The sequence below is a fragment of the Vibrio sp. T11.5 genome, assembly GCF_027587155.1.
Classification (GTDB): Bacteria; Pseudomonadota; Gammaproteobacteria; order Enterobacterales; family Vibrionaceae; genus Vibrio; species Vibrio neptunius.
Genome location: NZ_JAPPTP010000021.1, coordinates 58,245 through 77,344 on the forward strand (window position 1 = coordinate 58,245; position 19,100 = coordinate 77,344).

22 protein-coding genes are annotated in these 19,100 nt (G+C 47.5%); 10 read left to right on the top strand and 12 right to left on the bottom strand.

Annotation, left to right across the window (positions count from 1 at the left end):
- Positions 1-7 precede the first annotated feature (7 nt).
- The 3 genes from OH455_RS18105 to OH455_RS18115 all read right to left on the bottom strand — a co-directional run bounded on the left by OH455_RS18105 (position 8) and on the right by OH455_RS18115 (position 2,986).
- Positions 8-994, bottom strand: a complete 987-nt coding sequence (locus OH455_RS18105) for a serine/threonine protein kinase (protein ID WP_045973950.1) — start codon at positions 992-994, stop codon at positions 8-10.
- A gap of 55 nt (positions 995-1,049) precedes the next feature.
- Positions 1,050-2,468 (bottom strand): cytochrome c oxidase accessory protein CcoG, encoded by a 1,419-nt coding sequence (gene ccoG, locus OH455_RS18110; RefSeq protein WP_045973928.1) that lies wholly within the window; start codon positions 2,466-2,468, stop codon positions 1,050-1,052.
- A 251-nt stretch (positions 2,469-2,719) separates the two neighbouring features.
- On the bottom strand, positions 2,720-2,986 hold the full coding sequence (locus tag OH455_RS18115; protein ID WP_045973927.1) for a YihD family protein: 267 nt from the start codon (positions 2,984-2,986) through the stop codon (positions 2,720-2,722).
- Between the two features lie 105 nt (positions 2,987-3,091).
- On the opposite strand from OH455_RS18115, the gene OH455_RS18120 reads away from it, so the two are divergent.
- From OH455_RS18120 to trhA, 3 genes are all read left to right on the top strand, one after another.
- On the top strand, positions 3,092-3,286 hold the full coding sequence (locus OH455_RS18120; RefSeq protein ID WP_157633989.1) for a hypothetical protein: 195 nt from the start codon (positions 3,092-3,094) through the stop codon (positions 3,284-3,286).
- A gap of 305 nt (positions 3,287-3,591) precedes the next feature.
- On the top strand, positions 3,592-4,389 hold the full coding sequence (locus OH455_RS18125) for a sporulation protein (RefSeq protein WP_045973925.1): 798 nt from the start codon (positions 3,592-3,594) through the stop codon (positions 4,387-4,389).
- An 84-nt stretch (positions 4,390-4,473) separates the two neighbouring features.
- The gene (gene trhA / locus OH455_RS18130; protein ID WP_269982310.1) at positions 4,474-5,127 is read left to right on the top strand and encodes a PAQR family membrane homeostasis protein TrhA; all 654 of its coding nucleotides are present in this window, start codon (positions 4,474-4,476) and stop codon (positions 5,125-5,127) included.
- Here the strand turns inward: trhA and OH455_RS18135 are convergent.
- From OH455_RS18135 to def, 6 genes are read right to left on the bottom strand one after another with little or no spacing between them, the layout of a single operon-like run.
- On the bottom strand, positions 5,124-5,723 hold the full coding sequence (locus OH455_RS18135) for a DUF3157 family protein (protein WP_269982311.1): 600 nt from the start codon (positions 5,721-5,723) through the stop codon (positions 5,124-5,126). The two genes, trhA and OH455_RS18135, sit on opposite strands and share 4 nt — an antisense overlap.
- A gap of 10 nt (positions 5,724-5,733) precedes the next feature.
- Entirely contained in the window at positions 5,734-7,179 is a 1,446-nt protein-coding gene (locus OH455_RS18140; RefSeq protein WP_269982312.1) for a TrkH family potassium uptake protein, read from the bottom strand.
- A gap of 10 nt (positions 7,180-7,189) precedes the next feature.
- Positions 7,190-8,566, bottom strand: a complete 1,377-nt coding sequence (gene trkA / locus OH455_RS18145; protein ID WP_006957511.1) for a Trk system potassium transporter TrkA — start codon at positions 8,564-8,566, stop codon at positions 7,190-7,192.
- 49 nt (positions 8,567-8,615) lie between these two features.
- The gene (gene rsmB / locus OH455_RS18150) at positions 8,616-9,896 is read right to left on the bottom strand and encodes a 16S rRNA (cytosine(967)-C(5))-methyltransferase RsmB (RefSeq protein ID WP_269982313.1); all 1,281 of its coding nucleotides are present in this window, start codon (positions 9,894-9,896) and stop codon (positions 8,616-8,618) included.
- 56 nt (positions 9,897-9,952) lie between these two features.
- Positions 9,953-10,900, bottom strand: coding sequence for a methionyl-tRNA formyltransferase (gene fmt / locus OH455_RS18155; protein ID WP_269982314.1), 948 nt, complete (start codon positions 10,898-10,900; stop codon positions 9,953-9,955).
- Positions 10,901-10,929: 29 nt separating this feature from the next.
- Positions 10,930-11,445 carry a peptide deformylase gene (gene def / locus OH455_RS18160; RefSeq protein WP_045973919.1) on the bottom strand — a complete coding sequence of 172 codons (516 nt, stop codon included), beginning with the start codon at positions 11,443-11,445 and terminating at the stop codon, positions 10,930-10,932.
- A gap of 239 nt (positions 11,446-11,684) precedes the next feature.
- On the opposite strand from def, the gene dprA reads away from it, so the two are divergent.
- From dprA to OH455_RS18175, 3 genes are read left to right on the top strand one after another with little or no spacing between them, the layout of a single operon-like run.
- Positions 11,685-12,800, top strand: coding sequence for a DNA-processing protein DprA (gene dprA, locus OH455_RS18165; RefSeq protein ID WP_045973918.1), 1,116 nt, complete (start codon positions 11,685-11,687; stop codon positions 12,798-12,800).
- Between the two features lie 2 nt (positions 12,801-12,802).
- Complete coding sequence (locus tag OH455_RS18170; protein ID WP_006957516.1) at positions 12,803-13,282, top strand: DUF494 family protein; 480 nt, start codon at positions 12,803-12,805, stop codon at positions 13,280-13,282.
- A gap of 22 nt (positions 13,283-13,304) precedes the next feature.
- Entirely contained in the window at positions 13,305-13,889 is a 585-nt protein-coding gene (locus OH455_RS18175; protein WP_269982315.1) for a DNA topoisomerase family protein, read from the top strand.
- Between the two features lie 44 nt (positions 13,890-13,933).
- Here OH455_RS18175 and OH455_RS18180 read toward each other — a convergent pair whose 3' ends face one another.
- A complete protein-coding gene (locus tag OH455_RS18180) occupies positions 13,934-15,067 on the bottom strand; it encodes a 5-(carboxyamino)imidazole ribonucleotide synthase (RefSeq protein WP_269982316.1) in 1,134 nt (377 codons plus the stop codon).
- 4 nt (positions 15,068-15,071) lie between these two features.
- Positions 15,072-15,557, bottom strand: a complete 486-nt coding sequence (gene purE, locus OH455_RS18185; protein WP_269982317.1) for a 5-(carboxyamino)imidazole ribonucleotide mutase — start codon at positions 15,555-15,557, stop codon at positions 15,072-15,074.
- 196 nt (positions 15,558-15,753) lie between these two features.
- Here purE and OH455_RS18190 point away from each other — a divergent pair, with 196 nt between their 5' ends.
- The 4 genes from OH455_RS18190 to OH455_RS18205 all read left to right on the top strand — a co-directional run bounded on the left by OH455_RS18190 (position 15,754) and on the right by OH455_RS18205 (position 18,425).
- Positions 15,754-16,311, top strand: a complete 558-nt coding sequence (locus tag OH455_RS18190; RefSeq protein WP_269982318.1) for an L-threonylcarbamoyladenylate synthase — start codon at positions 15,754-15,756, stop codon at positions 16,309-16,311.
- Between the two features lie 21 nt (positions 16,312-16,332).
- Entirely contained in the window at positions 16,333-17,250 is a 918-nt protein-coding gene (hemF, locus tag OH455_RS18195; RefSeq protein WP_269982319.1) for an oxygen-dependent coproporphyrinogen oxidase, read from the top strand.
- 75 nt (positions 17,251-17,325) lie between these two features.
- Positions 17,326-18,159 carry a shikimate dehydrogenase gene (aroE, locus tag OH455_RS18200; protein WP_269982320.1) on the top strand — a complete coding sequence of 278 codons (834 nt, stop codon included), beginning with the start codon at positions 17,326-17,328 and terminating at the stop codon, positions 18,157-18,159.
- Positions 18,159-18,425 (top strand): DUF1488 domain-containing protein, encoded by a 267-nt coding sequence (locus tag OH455_RS18205; RefSeq protein WP_045973911.1) that lies wholly within the window; start codon positions 18,159-18,161, stop codon positions 18,423-18,425. Before aroE ends, OH455_RS18205 begins: the two co-directional genes overlap by 1 nt.
- Here OH455_RS18205 and OH455_RS18210 read toward each other — a convergent pair.
- Positions 18,415-18,966 carry a gamma carbonic anhydrase family protein gene (locus tag OH455_RS18210; RefSeq protein ID WP_045973910.1) on the bottom strand — a complete coding sequence of 184 codons (552 nt, stop codon included), beginning with the start codon at positions 18,964-18,966 and terminating at the stop codon, positions 18,415-18,417. The genes OH455_RS18205 and OH455_RS18210 overlap by 11 nt on opposite strands.
- Positions 18,967-19,100 lie beyond the last annotated feature (134 nt).

The window sequence follows — 19,100 nt, forward strand, 5'->3', positions numbered from 1 at the left end:
TGGCTTCTTACCACTGAGGCATCAGTGAGAGTGGTGGCTCACTCAATGCCGAAATTTGTTCTTTGAAAGCTAATACCTGGCTTTCCCAGTATTTAGGATCGTCAAACCATGGGAAGGCGATAGGAAAAGCAGGATCCTGCCATCTTTTTGCCAACCATGCCATATAGTGCACCATACGTAGACCGCGTAAAGGTTCAATTAGTTTCAATTCGTTAGTATTAAAGTCGTTAAATTCCTGATACGCCTCAAGCAGGATATCCAACTGCATCAATTTATCAGCTCGCTCGCCATTGAGCATCATCCACAGGTCTTGTACCGCGGGCCCATTGCGAGAGTCATCAAGATCGACAAACATAGGGCCATCACGCCAGAGAATGTTGCCTGGGTGGCAATCACCGTGAAGACGAATGATGTTGGCTGAGTCATCCCATTGTTGTTGCAGCGATTGAATCAACAAGTCTAAGTCATTGAAGAAGGCATTCTCTAGATGAAATGGAATAAACTGTGATTGTTCCAGAATCTTACGCGGTTGATGCAGGTATTCTTCGAGGCTGATGGTAGGTCTGTGCTTAAAGGCCATTCGAGCACCGACTTTATGGATTCGACCAAGGAAACGACCTACGCCTTCCAATTGTTCGAGGTTATCCACTTCAAACTGGCGTCCGCCAACACTGGCAAACAGTGCAAACAGATAGCCCTGATATTGATGCAGAGTTTGCCCTTGGATTTTTATCGGAGGGGCAACCGGGATGTCAGATTCAATCAGCTCCAGAGTAAAGTCGTGCTCTTCTTGTATCTGTTCTGAACTCCAGCGCTCGGGGCGATAGAACTTCACCACATAACGTTGACGCTCTTCATCGGTAAACTGATAAACACGGTTTTCATAGCTGTTGAGTGGTAGAAAGCCGGATTCGGCGCGAACGCCAATGCTTTCCAAGGCGTACCACATAAAGTCGGGTGTCAGAGCATCAAAGTTAAAGGCTTGTTGTATCATAAATAAAAAGGGCTCATTGCTGAGCCCTTTTCCATATTTTAGGTAGAGGTAGCCGCTAAAGCTTTTTAATAAAGCGGCTTTCTACTTCAATCGTAAAGTCTTCGCTATCGGACAGTATAAACTGAATTGTCGCAACAGGAGAGCGGAGATTATCTGGATTGACACCTAAGCTCATTGGCAGATTGTACACTTCGCCCGGTGCAACGTTGACGGTTTGTTTGCCGTACCAAGAAACATCAGTGAGCCCTAACACATCCAATTTATATTCTTGGTTTTGTTGAGTTTTGTTGATGATTTTCAAAGTGTAAGTATTTTCCACTTCGCCGGAGCTGTTCATGCGGAATAACTGATTACGATCACGCAGTACGCTAAGGCCGGCTGGATCAACGGCCGCGACTTGAGCGAAGAACAGGCCTATCATGATTAGCAATACTGCGCCATATCCAAGTAGTTTAGGGCGCATGACTTTAGTATTTTTGCCTGATAAACGATGCTCTGTAGTATAGCTGATCAGGCCTTTTTCATAGCCCATCCTATCCATAGTATTGTCACAGGCATCAATACAGGCGCCACAGTTAATACACTCATATTGCAGACCATCGCGAATATCGATGCCGGTTGGGCATACCTGCACACATAGGTTACAGTCGATACAGTCACCTAACCCCAGCGCCTTTGGATCTGCTTTACGTGAGCGAGCACCACGAGATTCGCCCCGTTTTGTATCGTAGCCAACGATGAAGGTATCTTTATCAAACATGGCTGACTGGAAGCGTGCATACGGACACATGTGGACACACATAATCGAGCGCATCCAGCCTGCATTCGCGTAGGTACAGCCTGCAAAGAATAGCACCCAGAACACAGGCCAGAAATCCGCGTTAAGGGTGAAGAAACCAAGTACAAGATCTTTCACTGGGACAAAGTACCCAGTAAAGGTGAAACCTGTTGCGAGTGCAATGACCCACCACGCAAGGTGCTTTAGCCCTTTACGCATTGCAAGGTTAGCGGTCAGCTTGCCTGAGTCTTGTTTGCGGCGTTTGTTGGCGCTGCCTTCCAGTTTCTCTTCAAACCAGATGTACATGAAGGTCCAGACTGTTTGTGGACACAAATAGCCACACCACACGCGACCTAAGAAGGTGGTGAGAAAGAACAGACCGAAAGCAGAAATCATGAACAGCAATGCCAGCAAGGTCAGATCTTGTGGGTAAAGTGTGGTACCAAAGAAGTTAAACTGCTGATGACCAAGGTCTAATAGCACCGCTTGACGTTCCCCGTAAGGAATCCAAGGCACCATAGCGAAGAGAACTAGTAGCAACCAGCCTCCATATCGACGTAACTGCTGAAATGTGCCCTTACTTTCACGCACGTAGATGCGGTTGCTCGGGTTAAACCTGTCCCCAGTGTTTTTGTGCGTCTTGGGATTAAAGGTTTTTGGAGTCACGTCTTTGATCTCAATTTTGTCCTGACTCATTACGCTTCCTTCTTGGGCTAAAGGCGAGATTTCTTAGCGATCCCGCTCTATCGACTGTGCTCTTTAATATTTTAGTATTTTCTTATGGACAGAGATTATATACGCAATCATTTTTTTATTTCTTTAAGACTATCAACCTTTAACAACAAAGATCAGTACAGTTTTATAAAAAAAATGCCTAACAGTTTTACTCACTTAAATGATTTGGATATAAAAAAAGCGACCTTGTGGTCGCTCTGGCTTCAGCCTGATCACTCGATGATACCTCGAGCCCGAAGGATCGCGGTTTTAAAATCGTCTTCCTGATCTTTTTTCAACCCCGGAATCATTTCATCTTTATTGCTATTGCGCATTTTGAGATGGTAGATAAGAACATCGTCGGTGAGATCTTCAAGTTGACCTTGGTAACCAGCTTCTTGTGTTAGCTTGACAATAAACTGCAGCAGGTTCATGTGCTGATCTTTTTGCCATTCAGGCTCGAGTAGTTCGATTAGCTCTTCAATACGATGGCACTTCATCGGCTTTCTCCACACTTTCTATGTTGGTATGCGGCTAAGGTATCAAATCAGGCAGGCCAATACCATGGGCTCAGAGGTGAGGAGAGTGAGAAAAGAAAAAGCGCAGTGGAGACTGCGCTTTTTGCCTATGCCGCCTTAGTGACTTTGGCTGAAGCTGACGCTATTAAAGCCGTCTTTTCCACTAAAGTCATTCCGGGCGCGAGTTTTGTTGCCGCTGGAGTAGTGACAAAGCCACCACGACGACGCATCGCACGGTTTGTGTGCGACGTACACCTGACTGCTGTTGGGCGCATTGATTAACCTAACTGTCAGGCACATCCATTGCCGAACTTCTGGCCTGATTAGCTATGAGTTGCGCCTCATTACTGAAGCATGGCTCTTCTGGCTCACGCCAATCCAAATAGCCAATCAGGAATAATGATATGAAATATGCATATCAGAGATCAGATTAGCATCATCCGATCAATTGATCGATATCTAATCGATCGTATTTGTTCCCTCCCACTACAATTATGTGAGAGGCGTAGTAGCAGTGAGACAAGTGTGCGGATTAGTATGATACTGTGTGATTATATTGATGGCTGCGCTTTACCAAGGAGGTGTGTATGTCGTTTTTTAAAAAAACCCTCGCGAGTTTTGGTATCGGTTCTGCAAAAGTCGATTCCGTTCTGCAGCAGGAAGTGCTGTACCCGGGTGAAAAGGTCAATGTGACGATTCATGTCTATGGCGGTTCGACGGCTCAGGAAATTGATAATATTGAGATGAAGCTTTATTGCCGCTACATCAAAGAAGTACCAGCCAATCAAGATAGAGATAGGCATAACAGCGGTCATATGCGCCGTATGCCGACCAGTTATACCTTAGCTCATTGGACCTTGCCGTATGCATTTACCATTGAGCCTGGTGAAACGCGTGATTTTGAAGTGGAGTTGGATGTGCCATGGAATACCCCAGTCACCATTGGCGAATCTAAAGTGTGGTTGGAAACAGGGCTGAATATCGCTTTGGCTAAGGATCCTAGTGACACTGATATTCTTACGGTACGCCCAGATCCTTTGTTAGATGGTATTTTTACTGCTTTGGAAGAGCAGGGTTTGCGTATCCGCCAAGTTGAGTGTGAAGCTGTCGAAGGGTTTGAATTGCCGTTTGTTCAGGAGTTTGAATTTGTACCGACCACAGGGCCTTTTCATGGTCGCTGGCGTGAACTGGAAATTGTGGCATACCGCAGCGATGATCAATTACAGATGTGGTTTGAAATTGATCGTCATCGTGAAGGTGCAAGAGGAATGCTGGCGAGTTTGCTAGGAAGCGGGCAGTTAAAACGCCAGATGACGATCTCTGTTGAGACCCCGGCAGATCAAGCTGGTCAGCAAGTTTTGGAGTATCTCGACAGTCACTCTTAACTTAAAGTTAACTTTTTGGGCTTACAAGTGTAAGCTGAGTGTGCCATACTTTGGAGTAAATATTCCACCAGAGTATGGCTTGTTATGTCGACCAATTACACTGCGCCTTACAGCGTCAAAGAAGAAATCGCCAATACACTGACCCACGGTATCGGTATGGTACTTGGTATTGTGGGCTTGGTGTTGCTGCTGATCAAAGCTGTTGATCACAATGCAGATGCTCTGACTATTACCAGTATGAGCATCTACGGTGGCAGCATGATCGTGCTGTTTCTTGCTTCCACTTTGTATCACGCGATTCCTTATCAGAAAGCCAAGCGGGCGCTTAAAACGTTTGATCATTGTGCGATTTATTTGCTGATTGCTGGCAGCTATACACCATTTTTGCTCGTTAGCCTCAGAACGCCGTTGGCGATTGGTTTGATGATAGTCATCTGGACCATCGCTCTGGTTGGCATCATCATGAAATTGGCATTTGTCTATCGCTTTAAAAAGCTTTCGCTTGTGACCTACTTATTGATGGGTTGGCTATCGCTGGTGGTTATTTATCAACTGGCGTTGAATCTGGATGTTGGTGGGTTAACTTTGCTGGCTGCGGGAGGAGTGATCTATTCACTGGGCGTGATTTTCTATGTCGCTAAGCGCATCCCATTTAACCATGCCATTTGGCATGGCTTTGTTTTAGCAGGATGCGCCTGTCATTTTCTAGCGATTTATCTCTATGTCGAGCCGATCTAACGTGTTGCGAGATTAACGACTTTGGCGGTTACTAAATACTGCTCAGCTTTATCAATCGCCAGTTCAATCGTTTTACCCTGTTCTACTTGTTGAGGGCGTAGATACGTGTCGGCCATGCGCTTGATGGATTGCCACACTTTGACTGACTTTTTGCTCAGCACGTCTCCAGAGGTCGTCGAGACCTGAATTTCGATTTCGACTAAAATCACTGATTGGCTGCTTTGGTTCGTGACTGAAGTTGGAATTATCAGCTGACCATTTTCATAGCTCACTGCGCCTAATAACACTTCCACACCTGAGTCAGACAGTTGCATGGTGGCGCGATCGCTGCCGACAGTAGCTATGGTTCCTACGGCTTTCTCGATCAGCGGAATGGTCGCCATTTTGGGCTTCTTAATTGGAATGTTGGCGGCTGGCTGAACGGTCTCTTTAGCTACTGCTATTTCATTGGTCTTGGTTGTTTCCACTGGCACTACATATTGCCAAGTGAAGTCGTCATTAAGCTGAACTTGGCGACCATCTTCGAGAGTGACAGTTTGGCTGGCAAACACCAATGAACTGGTTAGCAAGGTAAAAAGTCCGATAAGTTTGTTCATTGTTATATCCTTAACGTTTCCAGAAAGCCGGGAAAAATAGCACCAATAAGGTGAGGATTTCGAGTCGCCCCATCAGCATGCCGAAGCTGAGAAGCCACTTAGCGGTATCTGGTAATGGGGCAAAGTTACCCGTCGGCCCAATCACTGCACCCATGCCAGGACCAACGTTGGCCACGGCGGTGATAGACCCGGAAATGCTGGTAATAGGATCTAGTCCCAATGCGCTTAGGCATCCAGCAATAAAAATAATCGTGATAAAGAACATCAATGCGAACGCAACCACAGAGCGTACGATGTCATCGTTTACCGGCCTATGATTGTAACGCTGCACAAATACCCCAGAAGGGTGAATAAGCTTCATCATTTGTTTGTTGAGTAGCGTCATCGCAATCTGAAAGCGGAAGACTTTGATTCCGCCGGAGGTTGAACCTGAACAGGCTCCCGCCATCATTAAGAAGGCAAACAAGGTGGTTGGCAGTGCGCCCCATGCGGTGAAGTCTTCTAGACCAAACCCTGTGGTTGTGACGACAGAGACGATGTTGAACATCGACACCCGAAGCGCATCCATGACGCTGTAGCCATCTCGTATCACTAACCAAGCTGAAATGATCAGGCTGGTGATAAGAAACAGGTAAGTGAAACCGCGTACCTGCGCGTCATTAATTAACTCATCTACCCGTCGCTTGCGTATTGCTGCTACAAACAGTAAGAAGGGTAGGCCGCCGAGGAACATAAACAGGGTCGCTACCCAATGAGAGCCGTTAGAAAAGTGGTTCATCGAACCATCGGAGGTGGAGTAACCACCAGTCGATAGTGTGGTGAACGAGTGGTTAATGGCTTCGAATAAATTCATGCCCGTCAGAAGGTAGCCGATCATGCACAATCCAGTGAGGATCAGGTAGACCAACATGATATTTTTTGCCACGGTCTTGGCGCGTGGGCTGCTTTTATCTGACCAGTCAGAAGATTCTGTATGGAATAGCTTCATACCACCGACGTTGAGCATTGGGAGCACTGCGACCGCCATGACAATGAAGCCTATTCCACCAAGCCACTGCAAGATGGAACGCCATAGCAAGATGCTCGGAGCCATGTCATCAAGTCCGCTGAGTACGGTTGAGCCTGTTGTGGTAATGCCAGACATGGTTTCAAAGTATGCATCGGTAAAACTGATGTGGTTAATGAAAACAAACGGCAGAGCTGCAAAGGCACTGGCAACCATCCAAACGAGGCTGGTAATAAGGAACATATCCCTCGCACTGAGCTTAAAACGCTTAGTGCGGCCGATAGTCAGACAGACGAAGGCGGCAAGATGGGTGATAACCACTGACTGACCAAATTCAAGAAAGCCAGAGGTGCCTGTAAAGAAAGCCACCAGAGTGGGCACGTACATGAATAGGGCCAGTTTCGATAGAACCAGCCCGATGACAAACAGTACAGGACGTAAGTTGACCATAGTGTCGATCCTAAAGGAAGAAAGGACTCGGCTGGAATAGCGCTTCGACGTCTGGAACGTACTTCTTATCCACTAGGAACATGACCACATGGTCGTCTTGCTCAATCACGGTTCTGTCATGAGCGATCAATACTTCTTCACCACGTACAATCGCACCGATAGTTGTGCCCGGTGGTAACTTGATGTCGCCAATCGCACGACCAACTACTTTAGAAGTGGTTTCATCACCGTGGGCGATGGCTTCGATGGCTTCTGCTGCGCCGCGACGTAGTGAAGAGACGTTCACAATATCAGCCCGACGGACGTGCGTTAGCAAGGCGGAAATCGTTGCTTGCTGAGGTGAGATAGCGACGTCAATCACCCCACCCTGAACCAGATCCACATAGGCACCGCGCTGGATAAGCACCATCACTTTCTTGGCTCCCATGCGTTTCGCCAGCATGGCGGACATGATATTCGTTTCGTCTTCATTGGTCAGGGCGATGAAGACGTCGACCTGATCGATATTTTCTTCGGTAAGCAGTTCCTGATCCGCAGCGTCACCACAGAAAACAATGGTGTTTTCCAGCTCTTCAGACAGCTTTTCAGCGCGCTGGTAACTGCGTTCAATCAACTTGACGCTGTAGGACTGCTCAAGGCGCTTAGCTAAGCTGGCGCCGATGTTACCACCCCCGACAATCATGATGCGGCGATACGGTTTTTCCAGTCGCTGCAGTTCACTCATGACCGAACGGATGTGGTTACTGGCGGCGACGAAGAACACTTCATCGTCGGCTTCGATAATGGTGGTGCCCTGAGGGCGGATGGGGCGCCCCTGACGGAAAATAGCGGCAACGCGAGTATCGATGTGTGGCATGTGCTCACGCAAGGCAGATAGGGCATTACCAACCAGCGGGCCACCGTAATATGCTTTCACCGCCACTAAGCTGACTTTCTGTTCGGCGAAGCTCACCACTTGCAGTGCCCCCGGATATTGGATCAGGCGCTCGATGTAGCTGGTCACCAGTTCTTCAGGTGCGATCAGGTGGTCAACCGGAACGGCACCGGATTGGAATAGCGCTTCTTTCTCGGCCAAGTATTGTGGCGAGCGGATACGAGCGATTCGATTGGGTGTGTTAAACAGAGAAAAGGCAACCTGACAGGCCGCCATATTGGTTTCATCCATATTAGTCACGGCGACCAACATGTCGGCATCTTGTGCGCCGGCTTCACGTAGCACATCTGGGTGACTGGCGTAGCCGTTCACTACCCGTAAATCATATTTATCTTGCAGCTCACGCAGTCGATCACTATTTCTGTCGACTATGGTGATGTCATTGTTTTCACCGACCAGATTCTCTGCCAGTGTACCGCCTACCTGACCAGCGCCAAGAATGATGATTTTCATACCGTTTCTCGTCTAACCAAAATTTAGGGGACCGATGATCCCCGAATTACTACGCGATTTTTGTCAGGATGGCGTAATAAAAGCCATCCATGTCCTCTTCGCCTGGAAGCACTTGGCGTCCTGGGTTGTCTACCGGCGAATCTTCTAACTTAGCATTCGCGGTGCGCGCCAGAAACGCTTTCACCTGTTCGCTGTTTTCCTGTGGTGTGATAGAGCAGGTCGCATAAACCAGCGTACCGCCCGGCTTTAGCTGTTGCCACATCGCATCCAGAATCTCGCTTTGTAGCTCTGCCAATGCTGCGATGTCATCACCACGACGCAGCCATTTGATGTCTGGGTGGCGGCGAATAACACCCGTGGCCGAACAAGGTGCATCAAGCAGGATGCGATCAAATTGCTCGCCTTGCCACCAATCTTTTGGCTTACGTGCGTCACCGCAAATAACTTGCGCTTTCAGTTGAAGGCGTTGCAGGTTGTCGTGTACGCGTTTGAGGCGGCTGTCATCACAGTCAATGGCCACAACCTGTGCATCTTGAGTACGCTCGAGAATATGGGCAGTTTTGCCTCCCGGTGCAGCACAGCAATCTAGAATTAACTCGCCATCTTTTGGCGTCAGATAGTTAATCGACAGCTGAGCTGCTGCGTCCTGAACGGAAACCCAACCTTTCTCAAAGCCTGGCAATTTTGTCACGTCGCACGGGGTGGCCAATTTTAGGGCGTCGCTTGCTTCACTGTGAATACTGCTATCTATGTTTTCATTTTTGAGCAGTTGCTGGTATTCGTTACGGCTGTGATGTTGGTGATTCACACGCAACCACATTGGTGCTTTGCTGTTGTTGGCTTCAATAATGTCTTGCCATTGCTGTGGGTAGGCGTCCTGAAGCAGTTTAAGCAACCAACTCGGGTGACCATATTTACCGGCATTGTGGCTCATGGCATGAGCGTCTAGCTCTTCTTGGTTACGTTGATAGTTACGCAACACTGCATTGATTAAACCACGTAGGCGTGGGCCTTTGAGCGTTTTGGTGCCTTCGACGGTTTCACCGACGGCTGCGTGCGCTGGAATACGCATAAAGCTCAGTTGGTAAATACCGACCAGAATCAAGTGGTGGAAAACGCGTTGTTTGCCTTTAAGTGGCTTATCCATCAGCTCATTCGCGATCGATTCAAGGCGAGGTAAATAACGCAATGATCCATAACAGATTTCCTGTAACAACGCTTGATCGCGAGGTTTGACTTGTTGTTGAGCCGCAGGAAGTGCGTTAGACAGAGACTGGCCTTTATCGACCACTTGGAAAAGGACATTAGCCGCAGCAGCGCGAACATTCATGTTGAATACCTTAACAGTAAGGAAGGGTGTCTCCACCCTCAAAAAGTACGTATAAATTAGGTCAGCTGAGTGCCGACTTCAAACCAGCTGGCACGTGAGTTGAGGATATCCTGAACTGACATGGCTTTTTTACCGGGCACCTGAAGTTGTTCAAGAACCAGAACATGCTTGCCAGTGGCAATGTAGATCCCGGTTTTATCTGCTTGCAGTATGGTACCAGGTGCCTCAGTTGTCGTTTGAACGTCAACGCGGCTTTGCCAGACTTTGATGCTGTTGTTGGCGGCTTCAAAATAGCTCATCGGCCAAGGATTGAAAGCACGTACACAACGTTCGATATGCGCAGCCTCATCACTCCAGTTAATTCGTGCCTCTTCTTTACTGAGCTTTTTGGCGTAATTCGCCAGCTCGTCATCTTGCTTTTCAGGTGACGCTTTGCCGTCAGCAATGTCAGCCAAGCATTCAACTAAAGCTTGCGGGCCAAGCTCAGCTAGCTTTTCATACATAGAAGCGCTGGTATCTGTCGCTTCGATCGGCAAAGTAGCAATTTTCAGCATATCGCCAGTATCTAAGCCGATATCCATCTGCATTATGGTGACGCCCGTCTCCTGATCGCCAGCCCAAATAGAGCGCTGGATAGGGGCAGCACCGCGCCAACGTGGCAGAATAGAACCATGGACGTTGATACAGCCTAGCTTTGGTGTATCGAGTACTGCTTGTGGCAGCAATAAACCATAAGCGACTACTACCATCAGATCCGCATTCAAATCAGCGAGTTCTTGCTTCGCTTCATCTGACTTAAAGTTTTCTGGTTGGTAAACCGGGATATCATGCTCAAGCGCGATGTGCTTGACTGGGCTGGCAGTCATCTTTTTGCCTCGACCCGCTGGACGGTCTGGCTGGGTGTAGACTGCAATCACCTCGTGCTCCGAAGACAACAACGCCGCCAAGTGACGGGCGGCGAAGTCCGGAGTACCGGCAAATACAATTTTCAAAGGTTTGCTCAAAGTACGTTCCTTTAATTTAGCCGCTAGGCTTAGCTGGCGTGCTTTTCGTTAAAGCGTTTGATTTTCGCCAGTTTTTCCTGAATGCGCTTGCGTTTCAGGGGCGACAAATAATCGACAAAAAGTTTGCCTTCTAGATGGTCAAGCTCGTGTTGCACACAAATTGCCAGCAGATCATCTGCTTCAAACGTGTATTCTGTGCCATCACGATCTAAGGCTTTGACGCTGACTTCCGCAGCGCGGGGTACTAGTGCTCGCGCGCCCGGAACAGACAGACAGCCCTCTTCAATGCCATCTTCGCCGCGTTTTTCTAATATTTCAGGATTGATGAGAACCATTGGCTGATCGCGTGTTTCTGAAACATCGATAACAACGATACGTTGGTGGAAATCGACCTGGGTTGCTGCCAGACCAATACCTTCTTCGTCATACATGGTTTCAATCATGTCGTCGACGAACTTTTGAATCTCAGGGGTCACCTTTTCCACTGGTTTTGCAACAGTGCGAAGGCGCTCATCTGGGAATGTTAATACTTGTAATACAGACATATACACTCGAAATGTTGAACTGAGCCGAATCAGGATAAACCTTGTTGGCTCAATTCTAGACATTTTGCCACCTAAATGACAGCCTCATTGTGTTTTTGCGTATTTTCCCGAGTTAATTACAACGTTAAATTTGGCGAACGATGAGCGGCCAAAAGTGGCTTAAAATGCGAAGTCTAGGTTGGCTCGTTATGGCCAGTCGGAGTCGTGTAATAAGTTGTTGGGCCTGACTAAATTTTCCTATGACAGAAGAAGAACTAACGGCTTGGCTGAGCTTATACTTTACGCCTCAGATCGGGCCAAAAGCGTTTCAGCGCTTGGTAGAGGTGGATTCTCCAATCAACATCATTGAGTCTTCATCTGAGACATTGCGCCGTTTAGGCTTTTCTGACTCCCAACTGACATATCTCCAGCACCGGGCTGCGGGGGATGTTGAGGTGTGTTTCGAGTGGCAAGAAGCCTCAAATGTCAGAACCATTCTACCTTCAAGTGACCATCGGTATCCGGCACTGTTGAAACAAGCTGATGCTGCGCCAGCAACGTTGTTTGTTGAAGGTCAGCTTGAAAGCCTGTGTCTGCCACAAATAGCTATCGTGGGCAGTCGCAATGCCAGTATTGATGGGCTTAACACCGCTCGCAGCTTTGCAACACAGTTGGTGAATCAAGACATGGTTGTGACTAGCGGTTTAGCGTTGGGTATTGATGGTTATGCCCATGATGGGGCTCTAAATGGTAATGGGCAAACTGTCGCCGTGCTCGGTTGTGGCTTAAATTCTGTGTATCCGGCACGTCATCAGGCGTTAGCTCAACGAATCATTCAGCAAGGTGCACTAGTGTCGGAGCTCCATCCTAATATGAAGCCCAAAGCCGATAACTTCCCACGCCGAAATCGAATCATTAGTGGTTTGTCAGTGGGTGTTTTAGTCATAGAGGCAGCAAAGAAAAGTGGCTCTTTAATTACAGCTCGTTATGCGATAGAACAAGGCCGTGAAGTGTTTGCCGTTCCGGGGTCGATTCACCATCCTCACGCCAGAGGCTGTAACCTATTGATAAAACAAGGAGCATGTTTGGTTCAACAGGTTTCTGATATTGTCGATGAAATAGAGAGCCTTATTCGCTGGTCTGATTTAAACAAGCCTTCTGTTCAAAATGAACTATTTGAACAAATTGATTGCAAAGAAGAATTGCCATTTCCTCAGCTGTTAGCTAACGTAGGAAGTAAGGCTACACCAGTTGATATTCTTGCAAGCAGGACCAATATACCTGTTCATGAAGTCATGATGCAGATCTTGGAGCTTGAGCTCTTGGGGCATGTTGTTGCGGTTTCCGGTGGCTATATTCGAAAGGGGAGGGGCTAGCTATGATGATGGATATCCTAATGTATCTGTTTGAAACTTACATCCATAGCGATGCAGAGTTACAGGTCAATCAAGATGAGTTAGAGGAAGAATTACTTCGTGCTGGCTTTCATCAAAAAGACATTTATAAAGCCCTTGTCTGGCTAGAAGAGTTGGCTGCATTGCAGCAAAGCGAAACGCACTCCGCGATTTCTATTTGTAGCACATCCACCTCAACGCGTATCTATACTGCGAAAGAGTGTGAGCGTCTAAACCTTGAATCGCGAGGTTTTTTGACTTTCCTTGAACAGGTCAATGTGCTGACGACTGAGACTCGTGAGATGGTTATTGACCGTATTATGGGGCTTGAGACAGACGAATTTGAACTGGATGATCTGAAATGGATTGTGCTCATGGTGCTGTTTAATGTGCCAGGTAATGAAAACGCCTACACGCTTATGGAAGAGCTGTTGTATACCAAAGAGCAAGGTATTCTTCATTAAACTCCAAACTCCATGAGTGGCTATGAGCGGTAAAATAGATCATCAGTTGTTTTCGGCCCATGAGCACGCTTTAGAACACAAAGCGTGCCCAAAATGCCAGTCAGAGAAGCGAGAAGGCGAACTACAACTTCGTCACGGCAAGCACGGCCCGTTTTTGGGCTGTAATCAATATCCTACTTGCGACTTTATCCAACCTTTGCATCAGAATGACGGCCATATTATTAAAGAGCTGGGCGTACCCTGTCCGAAGTGCTCTAATGAATTGGTGCTGCGCCAAGGGCGTTACGGAATGTTTATTGGTTGTAGTCATTATCCGCAGTGTGATCATATTGAGTCACTTGAGACACCGACTGAACAAGAGGCTCAAGTGAATCATGCGTGTCCGGAGTGTGGCAAAGGTCATTTGGTCGAGAGAAAGAACCGTTTTGGCAAAGCTTTTTTTGCTTGTGATAATTACCCTAAATGTAAGTTTGCGGTTAATCAGCCGCCAGTTAAGGGTAAGTGCGAACAATGTGGCTTTCCTTTATTGATCGAGAAGAAGCTCGCTAGTGGGGTTAAACATCAGTGTGCTGATCGAAAATGCCATCACACCCAGAGGCAACAATAAAAACGGCGCTGAAACAGCGCCGTTTTTTATCAAGATTGCGATGATTAGTGCTTACCGTGACGCGCTATATCGTGAACCGCCGCGAAAGCATCCGCGTCTAAGACTTCCGCTAGAGCCGATAATTGACGTTGCAGTTCACCACTGTAATCACCACACACGTTAATGTGGCCCATCTTGCGTCCTGCGCGCTTTTCTTTCCCATACCAGTGAACGTGACATCCAGGCATAGCGAGCACGCTTTCTGGCAGGGTATCTTCACCGAGGATATTGATCATCGACGTTTCGCGGATCAGCTTGGTGCTACCCAGCGGCATGCGACACACTGCTCGTAAGTGATTCTCAAACTGGCAGGTTTCTGCACCTTGTTGTGTCCAGTGGCCAGAGTTATGGACACGAGGTGCAATTTCGTTGACCAACAAGGAGCCATTCAAATCAAAGAACTCGAGTGCCAGAACGCCTACATAGTTGAGCTCGTTAGCTACCGCAGTGAACATTTCTTGTGCTTGTTGTTGCAACTCAGTATCGGCAATGGCGGTCGAGACGCTGAGTACGCCATTGGTGTGGACGTTTTCTGCAAGTGGATATACTGTAACTTCGCCATTTTTACCGCGTGCACCGACAAGTGACACTTCACGTTGAAAAGGAACGAACTCCTCCGCAACAATGGCTTGTGTTTCTGTGGCGTTAATACACGCTTCCATCTCAGCCCATAGTGCGTCTATCTGAGCTGGGTCTTTGAGTCGCCACTGACCTTTGCCATCATAACCACCCAAGGCACTCTTTAACACCATTGGAATACCGACATATTCTATAGCATGAGCAAAGTCTTCGCGTGTCTGGATCACATGGTATTTGGCATTGTGGACCTTCGCACTGTCTAGCAATGCTTTTTCGATTCGTCGGTCACCGCCAGCTTTGATGGCGTCGGCAGAGGGGAAGAGCTTTCCGCTTGCTTGGCAAACATCAAGAATATCATTTGGGATATGCTCGAACTCGGCGGTAATGACATCTGCTTGCTCAATGGCATTGTCCAACCCTTTGCCCAGCAGCGACTGAGTTAGCGGATGGACGATATTTTCGCTCGCCACATCATACGCAATAATATCGATATTCAGAGGAGCGCCAGCCAGTGACATCATGCGTGCCAGCTGTCCCGCTCCAAGCACTAACACATGCATGGGATTAGTCCTCTGCTGGATTTGGGTTAGCTAACACGGTTTCAGTTTGTTGGTTGCGAAATGCTTCGATTTTCTCCATCACAGTGTCATCGTGCGTGCCAATGATTTGAGCTGCGAGAATGCCCGCATTCGCCGCGCCTGCTTCACCAATAGCCAATGTTCCTACCGCGATACCTTTTGGCATTTGAACAATCGATAGTAGCGAGTCCATACCTTTTAATGCACGCGATTGAACAGGGACACCGAGAACAGGCAAGCTAGTGAAAGCGGCTGCCATACCTGGTAAATGAGCGGCACCGCCGGCACCGGCAATGATGACTTTGAGGCCACGCTCTTTGGCGCTATTGGCATAATCAGCAAGAAGCTGCGGAGTACGGTGAGCTGACACCACTTTTGTTTCATATTCGACGCCAAACTGATCCAGCATTTCAGCTGCTAGTTTCATGGTTGGCCAGTCAGATTTAGAACCCATGATGATACCGACTTTCATCTTCAACTCCCTTAATGCAACTCTATTGATGAGCAGATAAATTTGAGCGCATTATACGGGGATTTTAATCTCAAGCAAACGTTTGCGTAAAGTTTCAATCTAGATTGACACAATTTATAAATAAATAGCTTTAGTCACTATCAATGATTGTTTGTAAACTTAGTGGTTAGACAGTACATCAGACAGGAAAGAATCAGTGGATAATTTTGAGCAGGCTCTATTAGCTCTGAAAAACGGTGAAGTCATTGCGTACCCGACGGAGGGCGTATTCGGTGTTGGTTGTGATCCTGATAACCCTGAAGCGATTCAGAAACTATTAGAGCTGAAACAAAGGCCAGCAGAGAAAGGTTTGATTCTGATTGCCGCCAGTTATGAACAATTACTGCCATACATTGACGAGTCTCAGCTGACTGATGAGCAGTTACAGAAAGTGCATCAAACTTGGCCTGGCCCAGTTACTTGGATTATGCCGTGTAGCGATAAAGTGTCGGATTGGGTTTCAGGCCAGTTTGACTCGATTGCGGTGCGTGTGACGGATCATCCTTTGGTACAAAAGATGTGTAATGCGTTTGGAAAGCCGTTAACCTCTACCAGCGCAAATTTGACCGGTGAACCCCCTTGTATGACGACCGCCGAAGTTGAACAGCAACTCGGTGATTGCTTAGTTGCAATTCTGGCGGGAAAAACGGGTGGGCGAGACAAGCCAAGTGAAATTCGCGACGCAAAAACATCCAAGGTATTAAGACAGGGTTAGCCCTGCAAAGGAAGTAGAAACATGTCAGCCATCGACAAGCAAGCAGTTAAACAGTTCCTGATGGAGCTACAGGATTCCATCTGTCAACAACTCGAACAGGCCGACGGCCAAGCTGAGTTTATAGAAGATGCCTGGAGTCGTGAACCTGGTGAACGTTTAGGTGGTGGTGGTCGCACTCGAGTGATGACTGAGGGTGCTGTGTTTGAGCAAGGTGGTGTGAATTTTTCGCACGTACAGGGAAAAGAAATGCCAGCGTCTGCTACGGCACATCGCCCTGAACTTGCAGGTCGTAGATTTGAGGCGATGGGTGTATCTTTGGTTATGCATCCGAAAAACCCTTATATCCCCACATCACACGCCAATGTGCGCTTCTTTATTGCTGAGAAAGATGGTGAAGCGCCTATCTGGTGGTTTGGTGGTGGTTTTGACCTGACACCTTTCTATCCTTTTGAAGAAGACGCCCAATATTGGCATAACACTGCCAAAGAGTTGTGTGCCCCGTTCGGTAATGAAGTGTATCCAGAGCATAAAGCTTGGTGTGACAAGTATTTCTACCTGCCTCATCGTGATGAAACACGTGGTGTTGGTGGTTTGTTCTTTGACGACTTGAATCATTGGGAGTTCGATAAGTGTTTTGATTACATCAAAGCCGTTGGTGAAGGGTATTGCCAAGCGTACTTACCAATTGTCGAGCGCCGAAAAGCAACCGAATACGGTGAGCGAGAGCGTCAGTTCCAGCTCTATCGTCGTGGTCGCTATGTTGAGTTTAACTTGGTCTATGACCGCGGAACGCTCTTTGGTCTGCAAAGTGGTGGCCGTACTGAGTCTATCCTGATGTCTATGCCACCATTGGCAAGATGGGAATACAGTTACCAAGTGGAGCCGGGAACCCATGAATCAGAGTTGTATCAGGACTACTTGAAGCCTCGCGATTGGTAACACTTTCTTCCTTATAGGGTTAATGATAGGGTCATTGGTTTGCAATGGCCCTTTTTGTTTTGAGTAGGTAAGGATATGACCCAGCAGATAGATCGTTATGCCGTTTTCGGAAACCCGATAAGCCAAAGTAAGTCACCGTTCATTCATACACTGTTTGCTCGTCAAACCAATCAGTCATTGACCTATTCTGCTGAGTTGGCTCCAGTGGATGGATTTATTGCGGCGGCTGAAGCTTTTTTTGCTCAAAACGGAAAAGGATGCAATGTCACTGTGCCATTTAAGGAAGATGCTTGCCGACTGGCTACACGCTTAACAGAGCGGGCTCAGTTGGCAGGTGCCGTCAATACGCTGAAAAAGCTCGATGATGGTGAGATCTTGGGCGATAACACCGATGGTGAAGGGTTGGTACAGGACCTACTGCAGAATCAGGTCGTGATTGAAGGTGCAAGAATTCTCTTGATCGGTGCAGGAGGGGCGGCTCGTGGTGTAATCAAGCCTCTGCTTGACCAAAGCCCTGCTGAAATTGTGATTACCAACCGGACCTTATCTAAAGCGCAGACGTTACAAGAGATGTTTGCAAGTTTTGGTTCGATCAAAGCGGTTGAGATGGCACACATCGAACAGAGCTACGACATTATCATCAACTCGACGTCCTCCAGTCTCAGTGGCGAGCTGCCCGCGATTTCATCGGCAATCTTCTCATCGAGAACGACGGTTTATGACATGATGTATGGCTCTGGTCACACGACATTCAATCAGTGGGCAATTGAGCATAACGCGGCGATGGTATATGACGGCTTGGGCATGTTGGTGGGGCAGGCTGCGGAAAGCTTTATGTTATGGCGTGGTATCCGACCTGGAACAAAACAAATTCAACGTGAATTGAGAAAGAATTTAGAGGGTATGTAATGAATCAGTCGATTCTGTTTCCCGATATGCAGCATTGGGATGACCACCTGCAAGCAATCGTGTTTCCCGCGCAGCAGTCAGGTGCGTTGATAGAGTGCGTGGTTACCTTGAATCAGCTGGAAGTATTGGCTGGGCAAAAGCTTCAAGGTGCTGAGCAAGCTCTCGTTTGCTTTAATCAGCACCGATTTGATCTGGAAGAGTTAGCCGAAGAACTGATTGAAGACGAAACCTTCAATCAGTCAGGGCAGGTCGAAGTTATTTGCTAATCACATCGACATGATGCAGGTAATCTTCTTTGTTCTGCACATAATTGTCTGCTGACTTTTGTAGGAAGGCGCGTTCTTTATCGTTAAGAGGACGTGCCTGTTTGACTGGGCTGCCTACATATAAGTAGCCGCTTTCGAGAGTCTTCCCTGGTGGGACCAAACTGCCTGCACCAATCATTACGTCTTCTTCTATTACTGCCCCATCCAATACAATCGCGCCCATACCTACTAGAACCCTGTCTTTGATAATGCATCCATGTAGCATCACTTTATGGCCGACAGTGACATCGTCGCCAATGATCAGCGGGTAACCATTAGGGTTTTGCTGATTTTTATGCGTAACATGCAATACGCTGCCATCTTGGACATTGGTTCTCTTGCCAATGTGAATATGGTTGACATCACCGCGAGCTGCAACGAGAGGCCAGATGCTCGAATCATCGCCAATTCTAATATCGCCCACCAACACTGAGCTTTGATCAATATAGACACGTTCACCAATGACGGGACGTGTATCTTTATAACTACGCAAGGCGCTCATTTTTTCTCCTTATATAGAGGAATTCTGGATAAACAGAGGTAGAAGAGTAAGGAAAATAGCCATCTTTGAATAGAAAATACTCAAACGGCAAAAAAATCAAAAAAAACTGCAAAAAGGGGTTGCCAACGTGACGC

Excerpts from the sequence above, each read along its gene's own strand:
- OH455_RS18105 (WP_045973950.1), bottom strand. The coding sequence starts at position 994 with ATGATACAACAAGCCTTTAACTTTGATGCTCTGACACCCGACTTTATG.
- ccoG (WP_045973928.1), bottom strand. The coding sequence starts at position 2,468 with ATGAGTCAGGACAAAATTGAGATCAAAGACGTGACTCCAAAAACCTTT.
- OH455_RS18115 (WP_045973927.1), bottom strand. The coding sequence starts at position 2,986 with ATGAAGTGCCATCGTATTGAAGAGCTAATCGAACTACTCGAGCCTGAA.
- OH455_RS18125 (WP_045973925.1), top strand. The coding sequence starts at position 3,592 with ATGTCGTTTTTTAAAAAAACCCTCGCGAGTTTTGGTATCGGTTCTGCA.
- trhA (WP_269982310.1), top strand. The coding sequence starts at position 4,474 with ATGTCGACCAATTACACTGCGCCTTACAGCGTCAAAGAAGAAATCGCC.
- OH455_RS18135 (WP_269982311.1), bottom strand. The coding sequence starts at position 5,723 with ATGAACAAACTTATCGGACTTTTTACCTTGCTAACCAGTTCATTGGTG.
- OH455_RS18140 (WP_269982312.1), bottom strand. The coding sequence starts at position 7,179 with ATGGTCAACTTACGTCCTGTACTGTTTGTCATCGGGCTGGTTCTATCG.
- trkA (WP_006957511.1), bottom strand. The coding sequence starts at position 8,566 with ATGAAAATCATCATTCTTGGCGCTGGTCAGGTAGGCGGTACACTGGCA.
- rsmB (WP_269982313.1), bottom strand. The coding sequence starts at position 9,896 with ATGAATGTTCGCGCTGCTGCGGCTAATGTCCTTTTCCAAGTGGTCGAT.
- def (WP_045973919.1), bottom strand. The coding sequence starts at position 11,445 with ATGTCTGTATTACAAGTATTAACATTCCCAGATGAGCGCCTTCGCACT.
- dprA (WP_045973918.1), top strand. The coding sequence starts at position 11,685 with ATGACAGAAGAAGAACTAACGGCTTGGCTGAGCTTATACTTTACGCCT.
- OH455_RS18170 (WP_006957516.1), top strand. The coding sequence starts at position 12,803 with ATGATGATGGATATCCTAATGTATCTGTTTGAAACTTACATCCATAGC.
- OH455_RS18175 (WP_269982315.1), top strand. The coding sequence starts at position 13,305 with ATGAGCGGTAAAATAGATCATCAGTTGTTTTCGGCCCATGAGCACGCT.
- OH455_RS18180 (WP_269982316.1), bottom strand. The coding sequence starts at position 15,067 with ATGCATGTGTTAGTGCTTGGAGCGGGACAGCTGGCACGCATGATGTCA.
- purE (WP_269982317.1), bottom strand. The coding sequence starts at position 15,557 with ATGAAAGTCGGTATCATCATGGGTTCTAAATCTGACTGGCCAACCATG.
- hemF (WP_269982319.1), top strand. The coding sequence starts at position 16,333 with ATGTCAGCCATCGACAAGCAAGCAGTTAAACAGTTCCTGATGGAGCTA.
- aroE (WP_269982320.1), top strand. The coding sequence starts at position 17,326 with ATGACCCAGCAGATAGATCGTTATGCCGTTTTCGGAAACCCGATAAGC.
- OH455_RS18205 (WP_045973911.1), top strand. The coding sequence starts at position 18,159 with ATGAATCAGTCGATTCTGTTTCCCGATATGCAGCATTGGGATGACCAC.
- OH455_RS18210 (WP_045973910.1), bottom strand. The coding sequence starts at position 18,966 with ATGAGCGCCTTGCGTAGTTATAAAGATACACGTCCCGTCATTGGTGAA.